Annotated in this window: 26 protein-coding genes; 2 read left to right on the top strand and 24 right to left on the bottom strand. The window is 57.6% G+C overall.

What is annotated here, in order from left to right; translation table 11 throughout:
• Position 1: 1 nt before the first annotated feature.
• The 3 genes from ACMYSN_RS19015 to rpiA all read right to left on the bottom strand — a co-directional run bounded on the left by ACMYSN_RS19015 (position 2) and on the right by rpiA (position 2,816).
• Positions 2–613 carry a DUF2238 domain-containing protein gene (locus tag ACMYSN_RS19015; protein WP_462495793.1) on the bottom strand — a complete coding sequence of 204 codons (612 nt, stop codon included), beginning with the start codon at positions 611–613 and terminating at the stop codon, positions 2–4.
• Between the two features lie 41 nt (positions 614–654).
• Positions 655–1,887: a phosphoglycerate dehydrogenase gene (serA, locus tag ACMYSN_RS19010; RefSeq protein WP_462495792.1), complete on the bottom strand. Its 1,233-nt coding sequence runs from the start codon at positions 1,885–1,887 to the stop codon at positions 655–657.
• Between the two features lie 269 nt (positions 1,888–2,156).
• On the bottom strand, positions 2,157–2,816 hold the full coding sequence (rpiA, locus tag ACMYSN_RS19005; RefSeq protein WP_123756541.1) for a ribose-5-phosphate isomerase RpiA: 660 nt from the start codon (positions 2,814–2,816) through the stop codon (positions 2,157–2,159).
• 166 nt (positions 2,817–2,982) lie between these two features.
• On the opposite strand from rpiA, the gene argP reads away from it, so the two are divergent.
• Positions 2,983–3,876, top strand: coding sequence for a DNA-binding transcriptional regulator ArgP (argP, locus tag ACMYSN_RS19000; protein ID WP_123756540.1), 894 nt, complete (start codon positions 2,983–2,985; stop codon positions 3,874–3,876).
• Between the two features lie 52 nt (positions 3,877–3,928).
• Here argP and ACMYSN_RS18995 read toward each other — a convergent pair whose 3' ends face one another.
• The 7 genes from ACMYSN_RS18995 to tkt all read right to left on the bottom strand — a co-directional run bounded on the left by ACMYSN_RS18995 (position 3,929) and on the right by tkt (position 12,528).
• Positions 3,929–4,687: an oxidative stress defense protein gene (locus tag ACMYSN_RS18995; RefSeq protein ID WP_462495791.1), complete on the bottom strand. Its 759-nt coding sequence runs from the start codon at positions 4,685–4,687 to the stop codon at positions 3,929–3,931.
• Positions 4,688–4,779: 92 nt separating this feature from the next.
• Complete coding sequence (gene argO / locus ACMYSN_RS18990; protein WP_123756538.1) at positions 4,780–5,415, bottom strand: arginine exporter ArgO; 636 nt, start codon at positions 5,413–5,415, stop codon at positions 4,780–4,782.
• A gap of 211 nt (positions 5,416–5,626) precedes the next feature.
• Positions 5,627–6,484, bottom strand: coding sequence for a small-conductance mechanosensitive channel MscS (gene mscS, locus ACMYSN_RS18985; RefSeq protein ID WP_462495790.1), 858 nt, complete (start codon positions 6,482–6,484; stop codon positions 5,627–5,629).
• 186 nt (positions 6,485–6,670) lie between these two features.
• Positions 6,671–7,750 (bottom strand): class II fructose-bisphosphate aldolase, encoded by a 1,080-nt coding sequence (gene fbaA / locus ACMYSN_RS18980; protein ID WP_123756536.1) that lies wholly within the window; start codon positions 7,748–7,750, stop codon positions 6,671–6,673.
• A 195-nt stretch (positions 7,751–7,945) separates the two neighbouring features.
• The gene (gene pgk, locus ACMYSN_RS18975) at positions 7,946–9,109 is read right to left on the bottom strand and encodes a phosphoglycerate kinase (RefSeq protein WP_123756535.1); all 1,164 of its coding nucleotides are present in this window, start codon (positions 9,107–9,109) and stop codon (positions 7,946–7,948) included.
• A 77-nt stretch (positions 9,110–9,186) separates the two neighbouring features.
• Complete coding sequence (gene epd, locus ACMYSN_RS18970) at positions 9,187–10,206, bottom strand: erythrose-4-phosphate dehydrogenase (RefSeq protein ID WP_123756534.1); 1,020 nt, start codon at positions 10,204–10,206, stop codon at positions 9,187–9,189.
• A 330-nt stretch (positions 10,207–10,536) separates the two neighbouring features.
• Positions 10,537–12,528 carry a transketolase family protein gene (tkt, locus tag ACMYSN_RS18965; RefSeq protein WP_462495789.1) on the bottom strand — a complete coding sequence of 664 codons (1,992 nt, stop codon included), beginning with the start codon at positions 12,526–12,528 and terminating at the stop codon, positions 10,537–10,539.
• A 277-nt stretch (positions 12,529–12,805) separates the two neighbouring features.
• On the opposite strand from tkt, the gene loiP reads away from it, so the two are divergent.
• Entirely contained in the window at positions 12,806–13,564 is a 759-nt protein-coding gene (gene loiP, locus ACMYSN_RS18960; protein ID WP_462495788.1) for a M48 family metallopeptidase, read from the top strand.
• A gap of 42 nt (positions 13,565–13,606) precedes the next feature.
• Here the strand turns inward: loiP and ACMYSN_RS18955 are convergent, their stop codons facing one another.
• From ACMYSN_RS18955 to ACMYSN_RS18890, 14 genes are all read right to left on the bottom strand, one after another.
• Positions 13,607–15,247 (bottom strand): thiamine pyrophosphate-binding protein, encoded by a 1,641-nt coding sequence (locus ACMYSN_RS18955; protein WP_462495787.1) that lies wholly within the window; start codon positions 15,245–15,247, stop codon positions 13,607–13,609.
• Positions 15,248–15,261: 14 nt separating this feature from the next.
• Positions 15,262–16,731: an aldehyde dehydrogenase gene (locus ACMYSN_RS18950; RefSeq protein WP_462495786.1), complete on the bottom strand. Its 1,470-nt coding sequence runs from the start codon at positions 16,729–16,731 to the stop codon at positions 15,262–15,264.
• Between the two features lie 9 nt (positions 16,732–16,740).
• The gene (locus tag ACMYSN_RS18945; RefSeq protein WP_462495785.1) at positions 16,741–17,511 is read right to left on the bottom strand and encodes an aspartate dehydrogenase; all 771 of its coding nucleotides are present in this window, start codon (positions 17,509–17,511) and stop codon (positions 16,741–16,743) included.
• Positions 17,512–17,524: 13 nt separating this feature from the next.
• Positions 17,525–18,319: an SDR family oxidoreductase gene (locus ACMYSN_RS18940; RefSeq protein ID WP_462495784.1), complete on the bottom strand. Its 795-nt coding sequence runs from the start codon at positions 18,317–18,319 to the stop codon at positions 17,525–17,527.
• A complete protein-coding gene (locus ACMYSN_RS18935) occupies positions 18,303–19,073 on the bottom strand; it encodes an alpha/beta fold hydrolase (RefSeq protein WP_462495783.1) in 771 nt (256 codons plus the stop codon). Before ACMYSN_RS18935 ends, ACMYSN_RS18940 begins: the two co-directional genes overlap by 17 nt.
• A 9-nt stretch (positions 19,074–19,082) precedes the next feature.
• A complete protein-coding gene (locus tag ACMYSN_RS18930) occupies positions 19,083–19,613 on the bottom strand; it encodes a cupin domain-containing protein (RefSeq protein WP_462495782.1) in 531 nt (176 codons plus the stop codon).
• Between the two features lie 10 nt (positions 19,614–19,623).
• The gene (locus ACMYSN_RS18925) at positions 19,624–20,880 is read right to left on the bottom strand and encodes an MFS transporter (protein WP_462495781.1); all 1,257 of its coding nucleotides are present in this window, start codon (positions 20,878–20,880) and stop codon (positions 19,624–19,626) included.
• 26 nt (positions 20,881–20,906) lie between these two features.
• Positions 20,907–22,103, bottom strand: coding sequence for an NAD(P)/FAD-dependent oxidoreductase (locus ACMYSN_RS18920; RefSeq protein ID WP_462495780.1), 1,197 nt, complete (start codon positions 22,101–22,103; stop codon positions 20,907–20,909).
• The gene (locus ACMYSN_RS18915; protein WP_462495779.1) at positions 22,100–23,026 is read right to left on the bottom strand and encodes a VOC family protein; all 927 of its coding nucleotides are present in this window, start codon (positions 23,024–23,026) and stop codon (positions 22,100–22,102) included. Before ACMYSN_RS18915 ends, ACMYSN_RS18920 begins: the two co-directional genes overlap by 4 nt.
• Positions 23,027–23,114: 88 nt before the next feature.
• Entirely contained in the window at positions 23,115–23,903 is a 789-nt protein-coding gene (locus tag ACMYSN_RS18910) for an IclR family transcriptional regulator (protein ID WP_462495778.1), read from the bottom strand.
• A gap of 14 nt (positions 23,904–23,917) precedes the next feature.
• Positions 23,918–24,667, bottom strand: coding sequence for an SDR family oxidoreductase (locus ACMYSN_RS18905; RefSeq protein ID WP_462495777.1), 750 nt, complete (start codon positions 24,665–24,667; stop codon positions 23,918–23,920).
• The gene (locus ACMYSN_RS18900; protein ID WP_462495776.1) at positions 24,667–25,689 is read right to left on the bottom strand and encodes a Rieske 2Fe-2S domain-containing protein; all 1,023 of its coding nucleotides are present in this window, start codon (positions 25,687–25,689) and stop codon (positions 24,667–24,669) included. The genes ACMYSN_RS18905 and ACMYSN_RS18900 overlap by 1 nt, the downstream gene beginning before the upstream one ends.
• Before the next feature lie 10 nt (positions 25,690–25,699).
• The gene (locus ACMYSN_RS18895) at positions 25,700–26,008 is read right to left on the bottom strand and encodes a recombinase-like helix-turn-helix domain-containing protein (RefSeq protein WP_123756519.1); all 309 of its coding nucleotides are present in this window, start codon (positions 26,006–26,008) and stop codon (positions 25,700–25,702) included.
• Positions 26,005–26,328, bottom strand: coding sequence for a Rieske (2Fe-2S) protein (locus tag ACMYSN_RS18890; protein WP_462495775.1), 324 nt, complete (start codon positions 26,326–26,328; stop codon positions 26,005–26,007). The genes ACMYSN_RS18895 and ACMYSN_RS18890 overlap by 4 nt, the downstream gene beginning before the upstream one ends.
• Between the last annotated feature and the right edge of the window lie 382 nt (positions 26,329–26,710).

Below are 26,710 nucleotides of genomic sequence, written 5' to 3'. Positions count from 1 at the left end.
ATTAGCGCTGACCGAGCGTTTTCAGCTGCCGGTCATGCCAGCCGCGCAGCAGGAAGAGGGTCGTCAGCGCCCCCAGCAGCGCACAGAACATATCTGACTGGGTGTCCCACGGGTCGCCCTGGGTGCCGAGAAAATCATCCGCCCCCTGCCCCATCGCCAGTGCCGCCCACCATTCAATCAGCTCATAGGTGGCGCTGATTGCCAGCGCGATACAACCCACCAGAAACGACAGCATCTTGCGCCCGCGAACATAGCCACCGCGGATCAGAATCTCCCGCGCCGCCAGCGCCGGCACCAGACCCTGGAAAAAGTGGCCAAGCTTATCGTACGGGTTGCGGCTCAAATTCAGCCACGCCTGTACATCAAAACCGATCGGCACTTTTGCGTAGGTGTACATCCCGCCCACCATCAAAATAATGGCGTGAAAGAAGATAAGCGTATACAAGAGCGGTGTGAGGGGATAACGCGATCGCGTCGCCAGCAGTAACGGCACGATAATAATCACCGGCGTCACTTCCATCAGCCAGGTCAGGCTGTCGTGCGAACCAAACCCCGTCCATGCCAGGATCAGCAGCAGAAGAAAGGCGCCCACATTCAACTGAGAAGTATGCATAAATTAAAGGGATCCCCGCAGGGATCCTTTTCAAAGGTTAATCAGAACAGCAGACGCGCGCGGATCGTGCCCGGAATGGCCTTCATCGCCTGCAGCGCGTGTTGCGCCACATCTTCTTCCGCTTCAATATCGATAACTACATAGCCCATCTGCGGTGTGGTTTGCAGATACTGTGCCGCGATGTTGATGCTCTGAGCTGCAAAGATCTGGTTGATTGCGGTCAGCACACCCGGACGGTTTTCGTGGATGTGCAGCAAACGACGACCGCCGTGCAACGGCAGAGAAACCTCCGGGAAGTTAACCGCAGAGAGTGTCGAACCGTTGTCAGAATACTTCGCCAGCTTGCCCGCCACTTCCAGACCGATGTTCTCCTGCGCTTCCTGCGTCGAGCCGCCAATGTGCGGCGTCAGGATCACGTTATCAAACTCGCACAGCGGGGAGGTGAACGGATCGCTGTTGGTTGCCGGTTCAGTCGGGAATACGTCAATCGCAGCGCCAGCCAGATGCTTACGTGACAGCGCATCGCACAGCGCCGGGATATCGACCACGGTACCGCGTGAGGCGTTAATCAGCAGCGCGCCCGGCTTCATCAGCGCCAGCTCTTCCGCGCCCATCATATTTTTGGTGGAGGCATTTTCCGGCACATGCAGGCTCACCACATCGCTCATGTTCAGCAGATCGGAGAGATGCTGTACCTGAGTAGCGTTACCCAGCGGTAGTTTGCTTTCGATATCATAGAAATAGACGTGCATCCCCAGCGACTCAGCCAGAATGCCCAGTTGGGTACCGATATGGCCGTAACCAATAATCCCCAGCTTTTTACCACGCGCTTCGAAGCTGCCAACGGCCAGCTTGTTCCACACGCCACGGTGGGCTTTGGCGTTAGCTTCCGGTACGCCGCGCAGCATCAGCAGCAGCTCGCCAATCACCAGCTCCGCAACGGAGCGGGTGTTTGAGAACGGCGCGTTGAAGACCGGGACCCCGCGTTTTGCCGCCGCGTCCAGGTCAACCTGGTTGGTGCCGATACAGAAGCAGCCGACCGCCACCAGTTTTTCCGCCGCGGCGAAGATCTCTTCAGTCAGATGAGTACGGGAACGCAGGCCGATGAAATGGGCATCACGGATCGACGCTTTCAGCTCTTCGCTGTCCAGCGCGCCTTTGTGAAATTCGATATTGGTGTAGCCTGCTGCACGAAGGTTTTCCACCGCTTTTTGGTGGACTCCTTCTACCAGCAGAAACTTAATCTTGTCTTTTTCCAGTGATACCTTAGCCATTTCCCCGTCCTGTATTTGTCTTATCTGATGTCGTGCGGAACGAAAGTTCTTCCCAGCAACATATCAAAAAAAACTATCGCGGCAATATGAACGTTTGCGTAGGCGACCTGAAGAAATATCACACAGAGGGAAATGACAGGACAAAACACCAGAAAGAGAAGAAAAGGTAGATTGTTACTGAGGCCGGCTGCATAAATGTGACAGAAGTCACCAAATTCGACCAGGAGAAAAAATATTTGCGAGGGAGCGGATTCGCTCCCCCAATAATATTATTTTACGATGGTTTTCACGCCATCGGCGGTACCGATCAGTGCCACATCAGCCCCGCGGTTGGCGAACAGGCCAACGGTGACGACGCCTGGAATACCGTTAATGGCATTTTCCAGAGCGATCGCGTCAAGGATCTCCAGGCCGAACACGTCGAGAATGACGTTGCCGTTATCAGTGATCACGCCCTGACGGTACTCCGGGCGACCGCCCAGCTTCACCAGCTCACGCGCAACGGCGCTGCGCGCCATCGGAATCACTTCGACCGGCAGCGGGAAGGTCCCCAGAATATCAACCTGCTTAGAGGCGTCTGCGATGCAGATAAATTTGTCTGCCACCGAGGCGATAATCTTCTCGCGGGTTAACGCCGCACCGCCGCCCTTAATCATCTGCATATGGCCGTTAATCTCATCGGCGCCGTCGACGTAAATCCCCAGACGGTCCACGCTGTTGAGATCGAAAACCGGAATACCAAGGCTTTTCAGTTTTTCGGTAGAGGCATCAGAGCTGGATACCGCGCCTTCAATCTGCCCTTTCATGGTCCCCAGCGCATCAATAAAATGTGCTGCCGTGGAGCCCGTACCGACACCGACGATGGTGCCCGGTTGTACATATTGCAATGCCGCCCAGCCTACTGCTTTTTTCAGTTCATCTTGCGTCATGATTATGGTCCGAGATGTGAATACCTGTGGCGCATTATAGAACACCACAGGGGCCATTGTCCCTGTGACAGGCTCACACAACTGAGCAGACCATTTTTCGTCTTCATCAAAAACAAATTTATGTCATAGTGCAAGTTAACGAAAAGTTATGGGGTACGCCTGAGCAATGAAACGACCGGACTACAGAACACTACAAGCGCTGGATGCGGTGATTAGAGAACGTGGGTTTGAGCGCGCCGCGCAGAAGCTATGCATTACACAGTCCGCCGTCTCTCAGCGTATAAAACAGCTGGAAAATATGTTCGGACAGCCGCTGCTGGTCCGTACGGTACCGCCGCGTCCTACCGAGCAGGGACAAAAACTGCTGGCCCTGCTGCGTCAGGTTGAGCTGCTGGAAGAAGAGTGGCTGGGCGATGAGCAGACCGGTTCAACGCCGCTGCTGCTGTCGCTGGCCGTTAACGCCGACAGTCTGGCGACCTGGCTGCTGCCGGCGCTGTCAAATGTCCTTTCCGATTCCCCTATCCGCCTCAACCTGCAGGTCGAAGATGAAACCCGCACTCAGGAGCGGCTACGTCGCGGCGAAGTTGTCGGCGCGGTAAGTATTCAGCCGCAGGCGCTGCCAAGCTGCCTGGTGGATCAACTGGGCGCGCTGGACTACCTGTTTGTCGCGTCAAAACAGTTTGCGCAACGCTATTTCCCGAATGGCGTCACCCGCTCAGCGCTGCTGAAAGCGCCGGTTGTCGCCTTCGATCATCTGGATGATATGCACCAGGCGTTCCTGCAGCAGAACTTCGATTTGCCGCCGGGCAGCGTCCCCTGCCATATCGTTAACTCGTCAGAAGCCTTTGTACAACTCGCCCGCCAGGGTACGACCTGCTGTATGATCCCGCATCTGCAGATTGAAAAAGAGCTCAACAGCGGCGAGCTGATCGATTTAACGCCGGGGCTGTTTCAACGTCGAATGCTCTACTGGCACCGCTTCGCGCCGGAGAGCCGGATGATGCGTCGGGTGACCGATGCGCTGATCGATTACGGTCACAAGGTATTGCGTCAGGACTAAACACCGCGCATAAAAAAAGCCACTTCAGAGAAGTGGCTTTTTAATTTATGGCTTACTGTGCGGTTTCAGGGGTCTTCGCTGGCGCTGCTGGTGTAGCGGCCTGAGCCGGTTGCAGTTCAAACACCACATCGACCTGATCGTCAAACTGAATGGTCGCCTGCTCGTAGGTTTCCTGGGCGGAGACCGGCGCCGCATCGGCAGCCTTCATCATGCGTACCATCGGGCTCGGCTGATAGTTCGAGACATGATAGCGAACGCTGTAGATCGGCCCCAGCTTGCTGTGGAAGCCGGACGCCAGCTCCTGCGCCTGATGCACGGCGTCATCAATCGCTGCTTTACGGGCTTTATCTTTGTAAGCATCCGGTTGCGCAACGCCTAAAGAGACGGAGCGAACTTCATTCAGCCCCGCTTTCAGTGCGCCATCCAGCAGCCCATTCAGCTTGTCCAGCTGACGCAACGTCACTTCAACGCTGCGCACCGCGCGGTAGCCTTTCAGAATGCTTTTGCCGTTCTGGTAGTCGTAATCCGGCTGGGTGCGTAAATTCGCAGAGTTAATATCTTTTTTAGCGATGCCGTTCTTTTCCAGGAAAGAGAGATACTGCGCCACCCGATCGTCGGCCTGTTTCTTCGCCGATGCCGCGTCTTTCGCTGCAACGTTAACTTCAATCGCCAGGGTGGCGATATCCGGAACCGCCGCCACGCTGGCAGTACCTGAAGTGACAATGTGCGGTCCATTCGGCAATTCATTTGCCTGCACTGCCATTGCGCTGAATCCGATTGCTGCCGCCAGGGCCATGAGTTTTAACTTCACTGTCGTTTCTCCATCTTACACATGAGTCGCCCATCTACGGGCGCATGTCTGCAAGCTTAACGCGTACGCGACGAAAGTCCATCGGACAACACTTAGTTCACTAACGCCTGAAGATGCACAAGCCCCTCTTTTGCCAGCTGAAAGGCGATAAACCACATGACCACGCCCACCAGCACATTGATGATCCGTTGCGCACGCGCAGTACGTAGGCGTGGTGCCAGCCAGGCCGCCAACAGCGCCAGGCTTAAAAACCAAATAAAGGAGGCGCTGATCGTCCCTAATGCAAACCAGCGTTTCGGCTCCACGGCAAGCTGTCCGCCCAGGCTCCCCAGCACCACAAAGGTGTCGAGATAGACGTGCGGATTCAGCCACGTCACCGCCAGCATGGTGGCAATAATTTTCCAGCGCCCCTGCTTCATTACTTCCGCGCTGGCTAGTTCCAGATTGCTGCTCATCGCCGTTTTCAATGCGCCGAAACCGTACCACAACAGGAACGCCACGCCACCCCAGGTCACCAACGCCAGCAGCCACGGCGACTGCATCAGCAATGCGCTGCCGCCAAAAATACCGGCACAAATCAGCAGCAGATCGCTGACCGCGCACAGCAGCGCGATCATCACATGATACTGCCGACGAATGCCCTGATTCATCACAAAGGCGTTTTGCGGGCCAAGCGGCAAAATCATCGCCGCTCCCAGGACAAGTCCCTGAAAATAATACGATAACATGAAGTGTTGTTCCGATAAGGTCGTTAATGCAGGGGAATATAACGCGTAAAAATCATTAGAGGAAATTGATAATTTTAATCATTAATTAATATAACTAATGACGGTGTGATTAAAAAAGGGTCCATGCATAGCATGAACCCTTTTTATGCCAGCCTTTAATCAATCAAGCTAACCGATAACCGACGGTCAGGCCTGGCATATCGGCGGCGAATTACTCCACTTTCTCCTGCGGGCGAACCACATGGACATCCATTTGCGGGTACGGGAAGCTGATGCCGTTCGCGTCAAAGTCACGCTTAATACGCTCCAGCACGTCCCAGTAAACGCTTTGCAGGTCGCTGCTCTGGCTCCATGCACGCACCACATAGTTTACTGAGGATGCCCCCAGCTCATGCAGACGCACGGTCATTTCGCGATCCTTAAGGATACGATCTTCCGATTCGATGATATTGGTGAGCAGCTGCTTCACCTTATCAATGTCGGCATCGTAGGATACGCCGATAATGAATTCATTACGGCGCACCGGCTCGCGGGAAAAGTTAATGATATTGCCGGCAATAATTTTGCCGTTGGGGATCACCACAATTTTGCCGTCAACCGTGCGCATCGTGGTCGAGAAGATCTGCACGTTCAGCACGGTACCGGCAATGCCACCGAGATCGACATACTCACCCGCGCGGAACGGACGGAACATCACCAGCAGTACACCTGCGGCGAGGTTAGACAAGGAGCCTTGCAGCGCCAGACCGACGGCCAGACCCGCGGCACCGAGGACGGCGATCACCGATGCCGTCTGCACGCCGACGCGGCCCAGTGCGGCAATCAAGGTAAAGGCGATAACGGCATAGCGTACAAGCGCAGACAGAAAATCGGCAACGGTCGCATCAATCTTGCGCGCCAGCATCAGGCGGTTAACCGTATTCGATACCACCCGTGCCACGATCATCCCGACAATGATAATCGCGATGGCAGCGACGATATTGACGGCATAGCTCAGCAGCAGCTCCTGATTGCGCACCAGCCACGAGCTGGCGTTATGTAGGCTGTCGCCAACGTTCAAATCTTCCATTTAACATTCCTTATGAATACCCATAGGGGAAATAAATAACCAGACCTGCAATCATCAGGTTAACTAAGGGTAAACAATAAGGGCATATTTTGCCAAGTTGATCACAATTTCCCGTGACCAATCACTGGCTTCAGATGTAAAAAAGCCCGCAATAGCGCGGGCTTTTGGGCAAGAAACAGAATGTTCTTACAGAACGTCGATCGCGTTCAGTTCTTTAAATGCCTGCTCCAGACGAGTCACCATGGACGCCTGTGCAGCGCGCAGCCATACGCGCGGATCGTAGTATTTCTTGTTCGGCTGGTCTTCGCCTTTCGGGTTGCCCAGCTGGCCCTGCAGGTAAGCTTCGTTGGTTTTGTAGTACTGCAGGATACCGTCCCAGGTTGCCCATTGGGTATCGGTATCGATGTTCATTTTGATAACGCCGTAGCTGACGGAATCTTTGATTTCCTGAGCGGAAGAACCGGAACCGCCGTGGAAGACGAAGTTCAGGCTGTTGTGCGGCAGGTTGTGTTTCTTAGAAACATATTCCTGAGAATCGCGCAGGATAGTCGGGGTCAGAACAACGTTACCCGGCTTGTACACGCCGTGTACGTTACCGAAGGAAGCAGCGATGGTGAAACGCGGGCTGATTTTGCTCAGTTCAGTGTACGCGTAATCAACGTCTTCCGGCTGAGTGTACAGTGCAGAAGCGTCCATGTGGCTGTTGTCCACGCCGTCTTCTTCGCCACCGGTGCAACCCAGTTCGATTTCCAGAGTCATGTCCATTTTGGCCATGCGCGCCAGATATTTAGAACAGATTTCGATGTTTTCGTGCAGGGTCTCTTCAGACAGGTCGATCATGTGAGAAGAGAACAGCGGTTTGCCGGTAGCAGCGTAGTGTTTTTCACCCGCGTCCAGCAGACCGTCGATCCACGGCAGCAGTTTCTTCGCGCAGTGGTCAGTGTGCAGAATAACCGGCACGCCGTAATGTTCAGCCATCTGGTGAACGTGATGTGCGCCAGAGATAGCACCCAGGATTGCAGCACCCTGCGGAACGTCAGTTTTCACGCCTTTGCCTGCGATGAACGCAGCGCCGCCGTTAGAGAACTGAACGATAACCGGAGATTTAGCTTTTGCAGCTGCTTCCAGAACGGCGTTGATGGAGTCAGTACCCACACAGTTAACCGCTGGCAGAGCAAAGTTGTTTTCTTTAGCTACCTGGAACACTTTCTGAACGTCATCACCAGTGATCACGCCAGGTTTTACGAAATCAAAAATTTTAGACATGTTACGTAGTCCTGTATCTTCGGCCGTTTATGCTCGCCATCACTGGTGTGGCAGTCCTCTGGCTGACCTCGCGTTCCCCGGTGACGTCAGTCCCCGACGTTCGCGCTGTTGCCCGCTTCCTGCAACACCAACGATTTAAAGCAACAAATTGAATTTTATTTGTAAAACAGGCGGGAATGTCCCGCCTGATCAAACTTACTTCTTAGCGCGCTCTTCAAGCATCGCTACAGCTGGCAGTACTTTGCCTTCCACGAATTCGAGGAATGCGCCGCCGCCGGTGGAGATGTAGGAGATTTTGTCCGAAATACCGAACAGGTCGATCGCTGCCAGGGTGTCGCCGCCGCCTGCGATGGAGAAACCTTCGCTGTCAGCAATCGCGTTAGCTACGATTTCGGTACCTTTACGGAAGTTCGGGAATTCGAATACGCCAACCGGACCATTCCACAGAATAGTTTTAGCGTTTTTCAGGATATCAGCCAGTTTCTGTGCAGAAACGTCGCCCAGGTCCAGAATCTGCTCTTCATCTTTGATGTCGCTAACAGATTTCAGGGTTGCGGTAGCGGTTTCGGAGAACTCAGTGGCTACGCGAACGTCTGTCGGGACCGGGATATCACAGGTGGTCAGCAGGCGCTTAGCTTCATCAACCAGGTCTGCTTCATACAGGGATTTACCAACGTTGTGGCCCTGGGCTGCAACGAAGGTGTTGGCGATACCACCGCCAACGATCAGCTGGTCAGCGATTTTGGACAGAGAGTCCAGCACGGTCAGTTTGGTAGAAACTTTAGAACCACCGACGATAGCAACCATCGGACGAGCCGGTTCTTTCAGCGCTTTACCCAGCGCATCAAGCTCAGCAGCCAGCAGCGGGCCCGCGCAAGCGACGTCGGCGAATTTACCGATACCGTGGGTAGATGCCTGTGCACGGTGTGCAGTACCGAATGCATCCATCACGAACACGTCACACAGTGCCGCGTATTTTTTGGACAGCGCTTCGTCGTCTTTCTTCTCGCCTTTGTTAAAGCGAACGTTTTCCAGAACCACCAGTTCACCCGCGGCAACTTCAACGCCATCCAGGTAATCTTTAACCAGACGTACCGGGTTAGACAGTTTGTCTTTCAGGTAATTAACAACCGGCAGCAGAGAGAATTCTTCGTTGTACTCGCCTTCGGTCGGACGACCCAGGTGAGAAGTGACCATCACTTTAGCACCCTGTTTCAGAGCCAGCTCAATGGTCGGCAGAGAAGCACGGATACGCGCGTCGCTGGTTACTTTCCCGTCTTTAACTGGTACGTTCAGATCGGCACGGATGAAAACGCGTTTACCAGCCAGATCCAGATCGGTCATCTTAATTACAGACATGGTGAATCCTCTCAATGATTCTTAAAGTTTTGCAGACGCCATACGCGCGATCGCGAACGATTTTGCGCAGGGATGTCTCACCTGAAACCAATAACGGCCATCGCTAACGTCGTGTCGAGCATCCGGTTAGCAAAGCCCCATTCATTATCGCACCAGACCAGTGTTTTGATCAGATGGGCACCACTCACCCGGGTTTGCGTGCCATCAACGATGGCGCTGTGCGGGTCGTGGTTAAAATCTATCGAGACCAACGGCAATTCCGTATAGTCAACTATACCATGAAATGCACCTTGTGCTGCTTTTTGCAGCAACTGGTTGACTTCACTGGCTTTTACGGGATTTCTCACCGTGACGCTCAGGTCGATCGCCGTCACATTAATCGTCGGAACGCGGACCGCAATCGCCTCAAAACGGTCATTAAATTGCGGGAAAATTCGCGTAATTCCCGCGGACAATTTGGTATCAACCGGAATGATCGACTGGCTCGCAGCACGCGTACGCCGCAGGTCCGGATGATAAGCATCGATCACCTGCTGATCGTGCATCGCGGAGTGAATTGTCGTTACCGTTCCTGACTCTATGCCGTAGGCATCATCTAACAGCTTTATGACCGGGATAATGCAGTTGGTGGTGCAGGAGGCGTTAGAGACAATACGATGCTCGGCACGTAGCTCTTCGTGGTTCACGCCAAATACCACGGTCGCGTCGAGATCGCTGGCACCGGGATGGGAAAAGAGCACTTTCTTTGCCCCAGCCTGAAGATGGGCTTCGCCATGCTCACGACTGCCATACACGCCGGTACAATCCAGAACGATATCAACCGCCAGTTCCTGCCAGGGCAGCGCCGCAATCGAAGGTTCGTGCAGCAGGCGAATGGCATCATCGCCGACAAACAGCTGCTCTCGCTCCTGGCGAACATCCCAGGCAAAGCGCCCATGGCTGGTGTCATATTTCAACAAATGCGCGATGCCTGCGGCGTCCGCCAGTTCGTTGATAGCCACCACGGTAATTTCCGCACGACGCCCGGATTCGTATAACGCGCGAACCACGTTGCGTCCTATGCGACCGAAGCCATTAATCGCGATGCGTATGGTCATAGGTCTCCTGCAAGGTTGTCCCTGATTTGAGATGGCTGACAGAGTAATCCAGCCGCGCCTTAAGGGAAACCTTACCCGTCGCAAACTGCGACTGATTGATTAATTGTCGAACATTTATACGACTGAAACGCTTCAGCTAGAATAAGCGAAACAAGGAATAAAAGGAATGGCTGTCCAGTGGAAGAAGTGAGTTATCTGACATTCGTCACATTTTTGTTGGAATAATATGCCATCGCCAGACGGCTTTTGGGAATAACGAAGATAAAAAAAAACCGGGAAAATTCCCGGTTTTTTCTGACGTTAGCCCCTGGATAACCAGGATGCAGACGACTACAGCAGCGCTTTCGCTTTGGCGACCACGTTTTCCACGGTGAAGCCAAACTCTTCGAACAGCAGCTCTGCCGGCGCAGACTCACCGAAGGTGGTCATACCGACGATAGCGCCGTTCAGGCCGACGTATTTGAACCAGTAATCAGCGATACCGGCTTCAATGGCCACACGCGCAGAGACGGCTTTCGGCAGCACGGATTCGCGGTAAGCGGCATCCTGCTTGTCGAACGCGTCGGTGGACGGCATGGAAACCACGCGCGCCTTCACGCCTTCGGCAGTCAGTTTGTCCCAGGCGGCAACCGCCAGCTCAACTTCAGAACCGGTCGCGATGAAGATAAGCTCAGGCTGGCCTGCGCAATCTTTCAGCACGTAGCCACCGCGAGCGATGTCTTTCAGCTGCTGCTCGGTACGATCCTGTTGTGCCAGGTTCTGACGAGACAGAATCAGCGCAGTCGGGCCGTCATGACGCTCAACGCCATATTTCCACGCCACCGCAGATTCAACCTGGTCACACGGACGCCAGGTGGACATGTTCGGTGTAACGCGCAGGGAAGCAACCTGCTCAACCGGCTGGTGAGTCGGGCCATCTTCGCCCAGACCGATAGAGTCGTGGGTGTACACCATCACCTGACGCTGCTTCATCAGTGCCGCCATACGCACCGCGTTACGGGCATATTCGACGAACATCAGGAAGGTCGAGGTGTACGGCAGGAAGCCGCCGTGCAGGGAGATACCGTTAGCGATAGCGGTCATACCGAACTCACGCACGCCGTAATGGATGTAGTTACCGGCGGTATCTTCGTTAATCGCTTTCGAACCAGACCAGATAGTCAGGTTAGATGGCGCCAGGTCAGCGGAACCGCCGAGGAACTCTGGCAGCAGCGGACCGAACGCTTCGATCGCATTCTGAGACGCTTTACGGCTGGCAATCTTGGAAGGATTAGCCTGCAGTCTGGCGATGAATTCATTGGCTTTCGCATCGAAATCAGACGGCATGTCACCTTTCATACGACGGGTGAATTCAGCTGCTTCCTGCGGGAAGGCTTTCGCATAAGCTGCGAACTTCTCGTTCCAGGAGGCTTCTTTCGCCTGACCGGCTTCTTTCGCATCCCACTGCGCATAGATATCAGACGGGATTTCGAAGGCCGGGTGATGCCAGCCCAGCGCGTCACGGGTCAGCGCAATTTCTGCGTCGCCCAGCGGTGCGCCGTGGGAGTCGTGCGTACCGGCTTTGTTCGGGGAACCGAAACCGATGATGGTTTTGCACATCAGCAGGGACGGTTTGTCGGTGACCGCGCGCGCTTCTTCTACTGCACGTTTGATGGCATCGGCGTCGTGACCGTCTACGCCACGCACAACGTGCCAGCCGTAAGCTTCAAAGCGTTTTGCCGTATCGTCGGTGAACCAGCCTTCAACGTGACCGTCGATGGAGATACCGTTGTCGTCATAGAACGCCACCAGTTTACCCAGTTTCAGGGTACCGGCCAGGGAGCAAACCTCGTGAGAGATCCCTTCCATCATGCAGCCGTCGCCCATAAAGGCGTAGGTGAAGTGGTCAACGATATCGTGGCCCGGACGGTTGAACTGCGCCGCCAGCGTTTTTTCTGCGATAGCCATACCTACGGCGTTAGCAATACCCTGACCCAGCGGACCGGTGGTCGTTTCCACACCCGCGGTGTAGCCCACTTCCGGGTGACCCGGGGTTTTAGAGTGCAGCTGACGGAAGTTTTTCAGCTCTTCGATCGGCAGGTCGTAACCGGTGAGGTGCAACAGGCTGTAGATCAGCATGGAGCCATGGCCATTGGACAGCACGAAGCGGTCACGATCGGCCCAGGACGGATTCTGTGGGTTATGGTTCAGGAAATCACGCCACAGGACTTCGGCAATGTCAGCCATACCCATCGGGGCACCCGGGTGGCCGGATTTGGCTTTCTGTACAGCATCCATGCTCAGCGCACGAATAGCGTTAGCAAGCTCTTTACGTGAGGACATTTTGACTCCAGTTCGGACTGTTGAAGGTCATACCCTTAACGGCTTGACGAGAGCGCATTTTGGGCTATGCCAGAAAAAAGTGACAACAATGTAACCCAAGCGACAAAGCATGTACATGGAGCATCCTTTTGTGGTTTAAGAAATCTCCGGAACACGTTGTGCTGCCCCGGAATCCTCTCACCCTTGTTGCGCAATAGTCTTTATAATTTGTGCAGGATGCGACTGGCTTATCGTCGTCATTTTCAGACAGATCATCGAACGATTGTGGAAGATAAAAATGAAAATTCGCTCAACTATTCTTGCCCTTGGGATTGCCGCAACCCTTAGCGGATGTCAGAACATGGACTCCAACGCCCTTCTCAGCTCCGGCGCAGAAGCTTTTCAGGCTTACTCGCTGAACGATGCGCAGGTAAAAGCCTTAAGCGATCAGGCCTGCAAAGAGATGGATGCGAAAGCCACGATTTCTCCTGCCAGCAGCCAGTACAGCCAGCGCCTGAGTAAAATCGCCGCCGCGCTGGGCGACAACATCAACGGCCAGCCGGTGAATTACAAAGTCTATGAAACCAAAGACGTGAACGCCTTTGCGATGGCTAACGGTTGTATCCGCGTGTACAGCGGCCTGATGGATATCATGAACGATAACGAAGTCGAAGCCGTGATCGGCCATGAAATGGGCCACGTCGCCCTCGGCCATGTGAAGAAAGGTATGCAGGTCGCCCTCGGCACCAACGCCGTTCGCGCCGCAGCCGCCTCCGCTGGCGGTATCGTCGGTAGCCTGTCGCAATCTCAGCTCGGCGATCTCGGCGAAAAACTGGTGAACTCGCAGTTCTCCCAGCGCCAGGAATCAGAAGCCGACGACTACTCCTACGATCTGCTGCGCAAACGTGGAATTAACCCAGCGGGGCTGGCCACCAGCTTCGAGAAGCTGGCCAAACTGGAAGCCGGTCGTCAAAGCTCGATGTTTGACGATCACCCGGCATCTGAAGAACGCGCCCAGCACATCCGCGATCGCATGAAAGCGGACGGCATTAAGTAATGCCTTTTCCCCCTCACGGGCATAACGGGAGGGGGAAGCTGGCTAGTAGAGGGTCTTCTGCGGCGGCCCGGCAAAGCGCAACGCGCCGATGCTACCCATTCTGACTTCAACCACCGATGGCCCCGGCATCGCCAGCGCTTCGGTCATCACCGCGCGGAAATCGTCCGCCCGCTCAACGCTCCACGCCTGCAGACCAATGGCCTGCGCCAGCAGCGTGAAGTCCGGCGTATGCAGCTCGTTGTAATACTGACGACCACCAAAATATTTATCCTGAATACCGCGCATCACCCCATAGCCGCCATCGTTCATGATAATCAAGGTCACGTTGGCTTTTTCCTGCGCCAGCGTCGCCAGCTCGCCCAGGTTCAGGCTCAGGCCACCGTCGCCCACCAGGCCAACGATCTTGCGCTGTGGGTTCGCGATGGCGGTCCCGATAGCCATCGGCAGCCCCATGCCAATGGCCCCGGCCAGCGAATGCACGTTCATCATCGGGCCATGGGCGCGGAACAGACGGCTGCCCCACAGGCTACCGGAAACAGTGATGTCGCGAACCAGAATACCGTCGTCAGGCAACGCCTGCGCAATAGCGTCGTTCAGCTGAGCATAGGCGCCGCATTGCTCGCGTAGCCCCTGCTCTGCCAGCTCCAGCGCCGCTTTTATTTGCCCGTCCCACTGGGCACTGCCCCACTCACGCCCCCGCGCCTTTGCCGCCAGTGCGCTCAGCATCACGCTGCAGTCGGCCGTCACGGTGTTGTCCATCAGATAGTTACGGCTGGCCGCCGCCGGGTCGATATCAATCTGCACCCGCGGAGACGGTAGCTCCAGCGTCCAGGAGCGGGTTTCGTTGCTGCGCAGGCGCGAGCCCGCCACCAGCGTAAAATCACATTGCGCCATCAGCGCCTCAACGGAAGGCGAGTTATGGAACGCGCGCAGGCTGGCGCGATGGCTGTCCGGCAGAATGCCGCGTCCGTGGGTGCTGGAGATCACGGTGATCCCCGCATCCGCCAGTGCCTTCACCGCTTCTCCGCTGGCGATGGCGCCGCCGCCGAGCCACAGCAGCGGCTGTTTAGCCTGCTTCAGCTGCGCCCACAGAGCATCCACCATGGCCGGGTCAGCGGACGCTACCGGCGCGGTGCTCAGTGGTGCGGTCACCAGCGACAGTGGTATTTTCGCCCCTTGAATATCAATCGGGATCTCCACCGAAACCGGCCCGCACGGCGGCGTCTGTGCCTCCTGGATGGCTTTGTGCAGAATCGCGATGGCCTGGTTGGCATTGCTGATCCGCCACGCGCGTTTAGAGCTGGCTTTCAGGAAGCTCAGCTGATCGCGGGTTTCGTGAATAAAACCGGTATCCGCATCCAGCCAGGTTTTCTCCACCTGACCGGTCAGATGCAGCAGCGGCGTACCGGCGTTCATCGCCTCGACCAGCGCGCCAACCGCGTTGCCCGCTCCGGCGCCGGTACTGGTCAGCGCCACCCCAAGGCCGGAGAAGCGACCGTGGGCATCCGCCATGGTGACCGAGCCGGCTTCGCCGCGCGCCGGGACAAAACGGATCTTGCCGCGCTGACCAATCGCATCGGCCACCGGCAGGTTATGAATGGAGATGACGCCGTAAATAGCCTCAACGTTATACTGCTCCAGCGTTCTGGCGATGGCTTCGCCGACGGTTATCATTTCGCTCATTGCTCACCCTTCTCTCAATCGCACCAGTGATTCACGCTATTACCCGTCGCCAGATAAATGCTCTTTTGTTGCATCCAGGCTTTCAGCCCCTGAATGCCTTTTTCGCGGCCCAGACCGCTCTCTTTAAAGCCCCCAAACGGGGTCGAAATGGAGAAAACTTTGTAGGTGTTGATCCACACCGTTCCGGTATCCAGGCGATCGCTTAAGCGCAGAGCGCGTCCGCTGTCGCGGGTCCAGATGCCTGCCGCGAGGCCATAGACCGAATCGTTGGCCTCGCGGATCAGCTGCTCTTCATCGCTAAACGGCATCGCGATCAGCACCGGGCCGAAAATCTCTTCCTGGCACACGCGCGCGCTATTGCTCAGCCCTTCGACGATCGTCGGCTGGAAGTAGCTGCCCGCCGCCAGCGCCGGATCCGCCGGGATCTCACCGCCGCACAGCACCTGGCCGCCTTCGCGTTTCGCCAGTTCGACGTAGGCCAGCACGCTGTCGCGATGCTGTTGATTAATCAGCGGTCCGACGTGGGTATCTGCATTAAACGGATGGCCGATCCGCAGCCCGCGGGTCAGCTCCAGCAGGCGCGTCATCAGCTGCGGGTAGACTTTTTCATCAACAAACAGCCGTGAGCCGGCGATACAGGCCTGGCCGCCAGAACTGAAAATGCCGTAACAGATACCGCGTGCCGCCTGGTCAATATCGGCATCTTCCAGCACGATGGTCGGCGATTTCCCGCCCAGCTCCAGCGACGCCGGGATCAGTTTGTCTGCCGCCACGTGCGCCAGATGACGCCCGGTACGGGTACCGCCAGTAAACGAAATCTTGCGTACCCGCGGGTGGCGGGCCAGCGCGTCACCAATCACCGAGCCTTTCCCCGGCAGGACGCTCAGCAGCCCGGCGGGCAGGCCGGCCTGTTCGAAGATCCGCGCCAGCTCCAGCGCCATCAGCGGCGTGGCTTCCGCCGGTTTTAGGATCACCGCGTTACCGGCGGCGATGGCCGGCGCCACTTTTTGCATCTCGCTGGCGATCGGCGAGTTCCACGGCGTGATCGCCGCCACCACGCCCAGTGGCTCGTAGCGGCTCAGGGTCAGCAGATCGTTGTGGCGCGGCGTCGGCAGTTCCCCTTCCAGCAGTTCGCAAGCGGCGGCAAAATATCGGGCGCAGCCCGCCGCGCTCATCACCAGCCCCCGCGTTTCCGCCAGCGGTTTGCCATTGTCGCGGCTTTGCATCTGCGCCAGCGCATCCACGCGTGATTCGATCAGATCCGCCACCTTATGCAGGATCTTTGCCCGCTGGTGCGCCAGCATGTTGCGCCAGGCCGGATCCTGCCAGGCGCGATCGGCACAGGCGATCGCCTCGTCGAGATCCTCCAGGCTGGCCGCATACAGGCTGGCATTCACCGAACCGTCGGCCGGAAAGTAGCTGTGCATCAGGTTTCCGGTGCCGTGGCGCCAGTGGCCGCCGATAAAAATCGTTAAGTCATCCATCGCAGCCTCTCAGCGTTGCGCCAGTTCGCGGCAGGCGCGGACCGCGCTCAGTGCCGCCAGGGTGGAAGTTTTGGGGTTATCGGCAAGCGGTAAGCCGCTCAGCTCGAGGCGAAATTCGCCGAACAGCCCTTCAACATGTAACGTATGGGTATTGCGTTGCGTCACCGGGTCGACCATCAGCTGCACGCGGGTGTCATCCATCCCGATGCCGCCCAACGCCACGGTGGCCGCGACGTTGGCGTTCGCCGGAAACAGGCGAGCCGCTTCACGGGCGCTGCCCTCGAAAAAAATGGTCGCTTCGTTGACCGCATTAAGGTCAATCAGCATTTCTGCATAGCTGCCGCGCCAGCTGGCCGGGCTTTTACGCGACTGATAGGTCACCCGCTCCAGGCCGCCCTCTTTCGCCGCCGCCAGTCCGTCGATACCCGCCACCGCGCCGGATAACAGGCTCAGACGGCCGCCCGCCTGCTGTAAGCGCTGTTCAAGAGCGCTATCGGCGAGGGCGCCGGTGGAGATCACCGCCAGGTGCCAGCCGCGCGCCAGAATCGCTTCGCCAAATTGCGCAACCGCCTGCTGGCTGGCGCACTCCAGCACCAGGTCCGGGTTTTCGCTACAATCCTGCGGGTCGTCGAGCACCGTCACCGCCGCGCCGAAGCGGGCGCGGATCGCCGCATGGTGCGGTTCACGGGCGACAATCCAGCCTAGCGCCACCTCTGCCGGCAGACGGGCAATCACCGCCTGCGCCATGGCGCCGTAACCGATAAGCATGATTTTTTTCATGATGGCTCCTTATTTACAGGTGACGGCAAAAACCGCCGGAGACATCCAGCGCGGCACCGGTGGTAAACGACGCCAGCGGCGAGGCCAGGAACAGCAGCGCCTGCGCGGGCTCCTGCGGCTTGCCGAGACGTGCCATCGGGATCCCCCGTTGACGGGCGATATCTGCCGTCCACTCGGGCCAGCTCTGGCGCTTATCGGCGCGGTTTTCAAAACGCCGCTGCCACTGCCCGGACTCCACCATGCCCAGCAAAATCGAGTTCACACGGATCCCTTTTCCCACCAGATCTTTTGAGAGCGTCAGGGTCATATTGAGCAGCGCCGCGCGGGCGGCGGAGGTGGCGATCATGTGCTCTTCCGGCTGCAGTGCCAGCAGTGAATTGACGCAGGTAATCGAGGCGATATCCGACTGCTCCAGCTGCGACAGGAAGGCGTTCACCGGGTTAATGACGCCAAACAGTTTCAGCTCGGCTTCGTGCAGCCACGCCGCGCGCGGGGTGTCGGCGAAATGCGCCACGTAGCCCTGCCCGGCGTTGTTGATCAACATATCCGTACCGCCAAAGCGCTTAGCCACCGCGGCGGCAAAGGCCTGAACCTCTTCTTCTTTAAGCACGTCGCAGCAGTAAGAGAACACCTCTGCGCCGGGATATTCGTTTTGCAGCGCCGCATGGGCGCTGGCGAGGCGGTCAGGATTGCGGCCGCAGAAGGCGACGTTCGCCCCTTCTCCCAGCAGCAGACGCAGCGTTTCAAAGCCGATCCCTGACGAGCCTCCGGTGACGACCGCAACACGTCCTTCAATTTGTGCATTCATCGCGCACCTCTTCCCCTACTCGTAAAAGCTGTTGATTAAAAAAGGTTTCATTATCGAGATAGCTGGCATGTCCCGCCTGCGGGATGGCGGTGTACGGCATGCTGTAGCGCAGCGCCAGTCCCTGAACCAGTTCGGGCTGAGTGATCGCGTCCTGTTCGCCGCACCACACTTCAAACCGGCCGCGATAGTCACCAAGCCAGCGGTGAATATTGTCGTGCGCCAGCATCCACGCCGCCGCAAGGTAGCCCTCACTACGCAGCATGCGCATGCCGGCGGCCACGGTGGCGATATCGCTCGCCTTAGCACAGGGATGCAACAGCTTCGCTGCCCGGGTGGACGCCATGACCTCGGCGCCCTGGGCGATCAGCTGCTGGCGGCTGTGCCAGACCTTTTCCCGTTGTTGCGCCTCTGCCTGACCGTAGCCTTGCGCGGCATCGGCTAGCACCAGATACCGCACGCGCTGCGGATACTTCGCCGCAAAAGCGCTGGCCACCAGCGCACCGAGGGAATGTCCCACCAGCACCGTCTGCGCAACGCCGGCGCGGTCCAGCAGCTGTGCCAGCGCGTCGGCATAATCGCCGGCATCGGCCCGCTCAACCGGCAGCATCGGGCTTTCGCCATAACCGGGCATATCCCAGGCCAGCACGCGGTAGCCGGATAGCGCCATCTGTTTATGCCAGGAGGCCGCGCCGGAACTGATGCCGTGCAACAACATCAATGGCGTGCCCTGCCCCTGTTCACGAAAACCCGTCATAGCGCCTCCTTAATTACGCTTCACTTTCGACAGCGGATGATCTTCCGGGTAGGTCGGGATGTTCGGCTTCTTCGTCCCCAGCATCACGCACATCAACGCCTCTTCTTCACCGTGGTTAAACAGCCCACGGTAGATCCCCGCCGGGACGGAAATCAGGTCGCGCTCGCGCAGCACGGTTTCGGTATAGCCGTCGCCATCCTGAATCATCAGCGTGATCTGCCCTTTGAGCATGAAGAACACTTCCTCCACGTCGTCGTGCAGGTGCAACGGCCCTTCACATTTCGCTGGCAGCACCATGGTGGAGAAGGTGAAGTTCTCTGCCGCGACGGTATTGGTATCATTGGCGACGCCGGTGGCGCCGGTGCCGATATAGCGCATCTGGGCACGGCGATATTTCGGGTCAAAATCGGCCTGGAATTTCAACGCGTTCCAGTCGTATTTCCGCCCCTCAAAGCGCGCGATACGCGACTCCACCCACTCTTCCATCGTCAGATGTTCAGGTTTGATACCTTGTTTTGCAGTTACGGTTGAATCAGTCATCGTTTTATCCTCAGTAACGTCTCAGCAGCGGCAGTAACAGGACGCAGCCCACCGCCGCCATCACCGCCAGAAAAATCATTCCGGAATCCATACTGTGAGTGAAGGCGATGAGCGCCCCCATCACCGCCGGCGACAAGGCACCGGCAAAGTTTCCCAGCCCGTTGAAAATGCCCCCGGCGGTGGCGCTGACCCGCGGATGGGTCGCCTTAGCCAGCAGGGCGAAGATGTTGGGTGCACCGGTGCCCCACATAAAGGTGCTAAAACTCATGGCCGCAATCACCGTCAGCGGGGTGTGGAGATGCATCACCGCCGCCAGACCAACCGCCGCCCCGGCCAGCGAAATAAAGCAGGCGGCAGCGCGTTTATCGAGACGATCGGAGAGCCAGGCACCAATCACTTCGCCCAGCAGCATGGCGATAAACGGCATCGACGACAGCCAGCCGGCATGCTCCAGATGGATGCCCTTACCTTTAACCAGATAGCCCGGCAGCCAGCCGTTAATGCCCCACAGATAGGCCAGGAAGGCGATGTTAAAGACGCAGATCATCCAGAAGTGCGGGCTAACAAACAGCTCGCGGCGGGCGGCGCGCCGGGCTTCCTGCGACACTTTCTCCGTGGTCGTTTTGCTCTCCAGCTGGACCCCGCGCAGACCAACACGCACAGAGATCAGCACCGGCAGCGTCAGCATCGCCATCACAAAGAAGGTGCTCTGCCAGCCGAAGGTGTTCAGCAGCCAAATGGAGAGCGGGAAACCAATCGCCGCCCCGATCGGCGTGCCGAGCAGCCACAGCATGGTGGCCCTCGCCTGTAGCCGCTGCGGGAAAGTGTGGCGGACAACGGCGAACGCCAGCGGGAACAACGGCCCTTCCGCGATCCCCAGCAGGATACGCAGCGTGACCATGGCGGTGTAGTTATGGGTAAAGCCCATCATCACCATTAAGATGCACCACACCACCATCATGCCGGTCAGCAGACGCAGCGGCGCAATGCGGTCGCCCAGGCCGCTGAGCAGCACCGAGGAGAAGCCGTAGCTCAGCAAAAAGGCGCTCATCAGAATGCCGAGCCGCGTGGTGTCAAACTCCATCCCCATCGCCTGCTGGAAATGGCTATCGGAAAACAGCGCGGCGATGCTGATTTTGTCGAAGAACGCCAGCAGCACGCAGGCCAGCAGCGACAGCGGAATTGCCCAGCGGACCGCTTTTTCAGGCGTACAGACGCCCTCACCGCTTGCCTCAACCGGCGCGGCGTTTGTCTCTAATGTGGTCATCTCTCCCCCTTAAGGGTGCGCGTGTCTTATCGCAGCGACATCAGCGAAAAGGTCAGGTCATCGAGCGGTACGGCGGACAGATCCCGCCCCGCAGCCATCCAGCGTTTCGCCAGCTTGACGGTGCGCGCGTCGTTAAACGCCACCAGTTGAGCCAGGCGACCGTGGGCATCGAGCGAGAAGAACAGCGGTCCTCGCGGTTCCAGGCGTACCACCGCCCGGCAGCCGGGCTGCGGGATGCCGAGGATTTGGATATTGCAGGCGTATTGATCCGACCACAGCCACGGCGCCTCGTCATAACCGGCCGCCTGCGGATCGAGCATTGCTCTGGCGGTCGCCACCGCCTGATTCTGCGCGAAGGCCCACGACTGAATACACACGCCGTACTGGTGATGCCGGGCGACGTCGCCGGCGGCGAAGATCGCCGGATCGGACGTTTGCCCCTGCGCGTTGACCACGATCCCGCGATCCACCGTCAGCCCCGCCGCCTGCGCCAGCTCGAGGTTAAGATCCACGCCGATCCCCACCACCACCGTATCAAAGGCTTCGCGTTGTCCGTCGCAGTTGATCACCGGAAGGCCATGATCATCTTCCAGCTCCAGCGCCCCGCAGCCGCGTCGAATATCAACGCCCTGCTCGCGATGAAGACGTTCAAGCTCCTGCGAAACATCCGCGCTTACCGAGCGCATACACAGCAACGGTTGCTGTTCAAACAGGGTCACCGCCACGCCGCTTTTCCGTGCCGATGCGGCAATCTCCAGCCCTATCCAGCCGCCGCCGACAATCGCCAGCCGCGAGGTGGTAGCCAGCCGTTGCTTCAGGCGCTGGGCATCCTGCCAGTGGCGCAAGGTGTACACCTGCGGATGCTGCGCCCAGGCGTCACCCGGCAGACGCGCCCGGCCGCCGGTGGCGATCAGCAGCCTGTCGTAGCCCAGCGATTCTCCGTTGCTCAGGCGCACCGTCTTGCCTTCGCGGTCGATGGCGTCGGCGCGCAGCGGGCGATACCAACTGAGATTCAGCGCCTGCTGCGCCTCTTCACTGAACAGGCGCGGCAGCGGCGCGTCGGCCTCCAGCAACGCCGTTTTTGACAGCGGCGGGCGCTCGTAGAAATCCCACGCCTCTTCGGCCACCACGCAAATCTCGCCGTCAAAGCCTTCATCGCGCAGGGTTTTTGCCGCCCAGCCGCCCGCCTGGCCGCCACCGATAATCACGATCCGCGCGGTCATACCGCCTCCGGCTTTTTCTGCTGACGGCGGGTGTCGTGGTCGATTCCCCCTTCTACCGCCCATTCGGTAAAGGAGACCAGCGAGTGTTCAAGCTCGCGCGGCTGCCACTTCTCGGTCAGGAAATCATCGTTGGTGTAGTACTCAAACGCCCCGCCGGTCGGGCTGTTGACGTACCAGAAATAGGCAGAAGAGACCGGGTGGCGGCCTGGACCGATAAAGGTGCTCCACGCGTTTTTGTTCATCGCAATGCCGCCGCCGATCACTTCGTGAATATCGCGCACGGTAAAGGCTACATGGTTCAGGCCACGCTTGCGGTTGGGAAGCTGTAATAAAAAGAGGTTGTGATGGCCGCCGCGCGCGCCGCAGCGCAGGAACACCGCGCGGTTGATGTAACGGTCAGATACCTGAAATCCCAGCACGTCACGATAGAAGCTTTCGACCGCCGCCAGCTCTTCAACAAAGAACACCACATGCCCGACGTTGATCGGCTGTGCGCGATCGTAGACCGGGCTGGGTGTGTCAATGCGGCGGATATCGCCCCACTGGTTGATCGCCTCGACGTTGAGTTCCACCGCGGTTTGTTGCGTGACCTGCACGCGCAGCGTCATGCCGTTCGGGTCCTGGCACTCGAGGGCGCCGTCAACCTCACGAAACGCCGGCTGCTGCGCCAGCTTCGGTCGCAGCGCATCCAGCGCCGTCCGATCCGCCACCGCCCAGGTCATCCGGCGCAAGGTGTTGCCTGCTTCAAAAGCCGCAGGCAGGTCCGGGCTATCGATCGGGTTGAGTTCTACCCGGGCGCCGCTCAGGGTGGTAAAACGTTGGCCGCTGGCATCACCCTTCAGGCCAAAATCACGCATAAATTTGGCGCTGTGGGTCAGGTCATCAACGCCAAATTCCAGCTTTTCAATTCCGGTTACACTCATCGTTCGTTGCCTCTTTACCGTTCAGTCGCCCTGATTTGGGCGTAAAACATGCCCGACGCACTCAAGCGCCTGCCGTTAACTCGTTGATTTAGCTGGCCTGTGACAAGTGCCCTAAGAAGCCAGAAATTTTGTCCGCCGCCATGCTGACGTCGTTTTGCAGCCGTTCGCGATCGCTTTGCGGGATCTCATCCGACGGCACCAGGATACTGACCACCGCCGCCACCCGCCCGCTACGATCGTAGACCGGGTAGACGATGGAGGAGATACCGTGGCGGTAGAAGGATTCGCCAATTACGTAGCCGCGCGCTTTGTCCTGCTGCACCATCTGCCACAGCGCTTCGCGGTCGTTAATTTGCCCCGGCGCGTTACCCGGCAGCCGCTCGTCAGGAAACAGCTGTTCGAAGTCACCGCGTGAAATATCGGTCAGCAGCATACGGCCAAGCGAGGTGCAGTGAACCGGCAGACGGGTGCCGATGCTGACCTGGTTGATGCGGGAACCAGCGGCGCTGACGCGGGCGATATAAATGATGTCTCGTCCGTCGCGGATCGCCAGGTGGCTGCTGCATTGACTGGTATCACGCAGCTGTTCGATCACCGGCTGGCCGACCTGCGCCACATCCAATGAAGCGATATATTCAAAGCCAAGGCGCAGCACGTTCATCCCCAGCGAGAAGGTATTGGTGCGCGGGTTGCGTTCCAGAAACCCCATATACTCCAGCGTCTGCACCACGCGATAAGCGGTCGCTTTCGGCATATCCACCAGCCGATGCAGCTCGGCAAAGGTCAGATCGCGATGTTGTTCGCCAAATGCCAGCAGCAGCTGTAATCCCCGCTCCAGTCCCGGCACCAGGTATTTCACTTCCTGATCGTTTGCCATACCGCTTCGCCTCATTAGTTAAAAACAAATCCGCCGTTGACCGGAATCAGTTGCCCGGTGACAAACCGCGACAGGTCGCTCAACAACCACACCACGCTGCCGGTGACGTCTTCCGGCTGCTGGGCGCCGCTCAGGGCGCGCCCGTTTTCATAGAGCTGGTGGCGTTCTGCCGGGACATATTCCGTGGCTTCAACCCGGGTCAGCCCTGGGGCGATTGCGTTGATACGAATGCGCTTTTCGCCCAGTTCACGGGCCATGGAACGGGTCATGGCAATCACCGCGCCTTTGCTGGCAACGTAGGCCATCAGCCGCGGCGCGCCCCATAGCGCGGTGTCGGAAGCGACATTGACAATCCCGGCACCTTCCCGCAGCAGCGGCACCGCCGCCCGGGTCACCAGCCAGGTGCCCTTGACGTTCACCGACATCACCCGATCCCACAGATCGGGATCGTAGTCGATCATATCTTTGCCGCCGACGCCGGTGGCCATCGCCGCATTATTCACCAGACCGTCGATCTTTCCCCGCTCGCCGATCGCCTGAAATGCCTGCGTAATCGCCTGAGCATCCGCCAGATCAATGGTTTGCGATTCGATACGGTAGCCCTGCTCGCGCAGACGATGGGCGCTTTCCGCCAGCTCACCTTGCAGGATGTCGCACATCACGACCTCAGCACCCTGTTCGGCACAGGCCTGGGCAAAATGGAAACCCAGCCCGCGCGCCGCACCGGTAATCACAATGCGCTTGCCGGTTAACAGCCCGTTCATCAGGCAGCTCCCTGCGGCGCTTCGCGGGCGGCCAGCTGCTCTTTCGCCGCTTTTTGCATCATCCGGCGCAGGCGGGAAAGGCCAACGTCATGCTGATAGAGATATTCGTGATCGCGGGCGTTCGGCGCCAGGCTCTCCAGTACCACGCGATCCTGCTCCAGGACTTCCCAGTGCAGTTTTTCCAGGCGGTTGCGGTACATAAAGCGCCACAGATCGCGCTGCCAGCCCTGCACGCCGCGAATACGCCAGAAAAAGACCCGGCAGTTGTCGTTGTCTTCCGGCACCACCATGCCGACGATCCAGAAGTGACCGCCCGGCCCAAAACGCTTTTTGTAAGGGATCGATAAGCGCATCCAGTAGGCGCCGCTGTTGCCCAGTTCGACCCAGTCAAAGTTGACGCCGCTTTGGCCTTTCTTCTCAAAGATAAAACCGGTTTGCGTCGGCTGGAGGACCATTTCGGCTTTACGCTCACCTTCCGCCATCGAGTGCGATGAGGAGTGCAGATAGGTGCCGTGCATCGGGTCCATCACGTTTTCCAGCGCGTACTGATAGTTGCATTTCCAGGCTGCGGTGCAGAGGAAGTTGCTGTACTTATCGCTGTCGGCCAGCTCCTGCGGGAAGGTCAGTTCCTCGGGCTGCTGGTCGGCGGTGGCGCCAAACCACAGGAAAATCGCCCCGTGCGCTTCCTGGACGCTGTAGCTACGTACGCACTGCTGGCCCACCAGCGGGCATTTATCGACTGCCGGCACATCTTTCACTTCGCCGTTGCCGGCCACTTCCACCCCGTGATACCAGCAGGCAATCCGATCGCCGAGGTTCCAGCCCATCGACAGGCGGGCACCGCGATGCGGGCAGCGGTCTTCCAGCGCCTGCAGCTGACCGTCTTTGTTACGCCACACCACAATTTGTTCGCCAAGACGGGTAATCCCCACCGGGGCGGATTGCACTTCCCAGCTCGCCAGCACCGGATACCACAGGCCGCGTAACCCTTTATCGAGATAGTTCTGTACCGTTGTCGTCATCGCCGTTTCCTCAGTATCCGTTGACCTGTAAAAAGGCCTGGAAGCTGGCTTCGCTCCAGGGTTCACCCTGCTGGTCGTGCATTTTCAGGGCGTTCAGCCCATTGACCAGCTGGCTCAGGCTTTCCGCGCCCTGCTCGAACAGCGTTTCGAGGGTGGCGATAAGCTGCAGCTCCCAGTTTTCCGGGACGCGGCTACGGGTTTGCCAGATAAGGTTGTGATAGTCGCCCGGCTTATGAATGTTGCCGTTCCCGCCTTCTGCAGGCGGTGTAAACTGGCGGCTTTCCGGCAGCGCCGGGTTGAAGTTCAGGGTTTCGCTCATGCCACACTCTCCTCGATAAACGTAATCTGGATCTGATTGTCGAATACCCGCACCGGGTAACGATTGAGGTTACGGCCACCCGGACCATGCAGACACTGGCCGGTTTTTACGTCGAACACCGCTTCATGCAACGGGCATTCAACCTTGCCATCTTCGACAAAACCCTGGCTTAACAGCGCATAGGCATGGGGACAGACGTCCTCCAGTGCGTAGTACTGACCCTCAATCAGATAAATACCGATCTCTTTACCGTCGATGTTGCCGCTAAAAGGGAAATCTTCCTGTACTTGCTCTGCGTCACATACGCCTATCCAGCTCATCACGATCCTCCAGGCTTTTGTTTCATATATGAAACTCTGTTTCTTATTTAATACGGTCAATATAAAAGCGTTCAACATTTCGTCAAGCGGCAATGTGAAAGATTTGTTAATCAAACATGCTTTAATGAGCTAAGTGTGCAATTGATCACGAAAAATCGCTGTAATATGAAATTGTGATATTTAAAATGGCGGGAAGAAATAATTTAATCGGTTGATGATATTTTCGTAAATGGCGATTGACTTCTTTTCAATATGGCCATTAAAAATAATAAGAAGGACGAGTGATAAAGTTTCACTGGTGAAACAAACTGTAAATTTAACCAATTAAAACAACGAGTTTCACCTATGAACCATTTTCACCTGGCAACTATCACTGAGATTT

It is taken from the genome of Klebsiella sp. R445 (genome assembly GCF_051131755.1).
In the GTDB taxonomy this organism is placed as follows: domain Bacteria; phylum Pseudomonadota; class Gammaproteobacteria; order Enterobacterales; family Enterobacteriaceae; genus Klebsiella; species Klebsiella lignicola.
The sequence above is the reverse complement of the archived record's forward strand: the minus strand, read 5'-3'. Positions and strand labels throughout refer to the sequence as shown.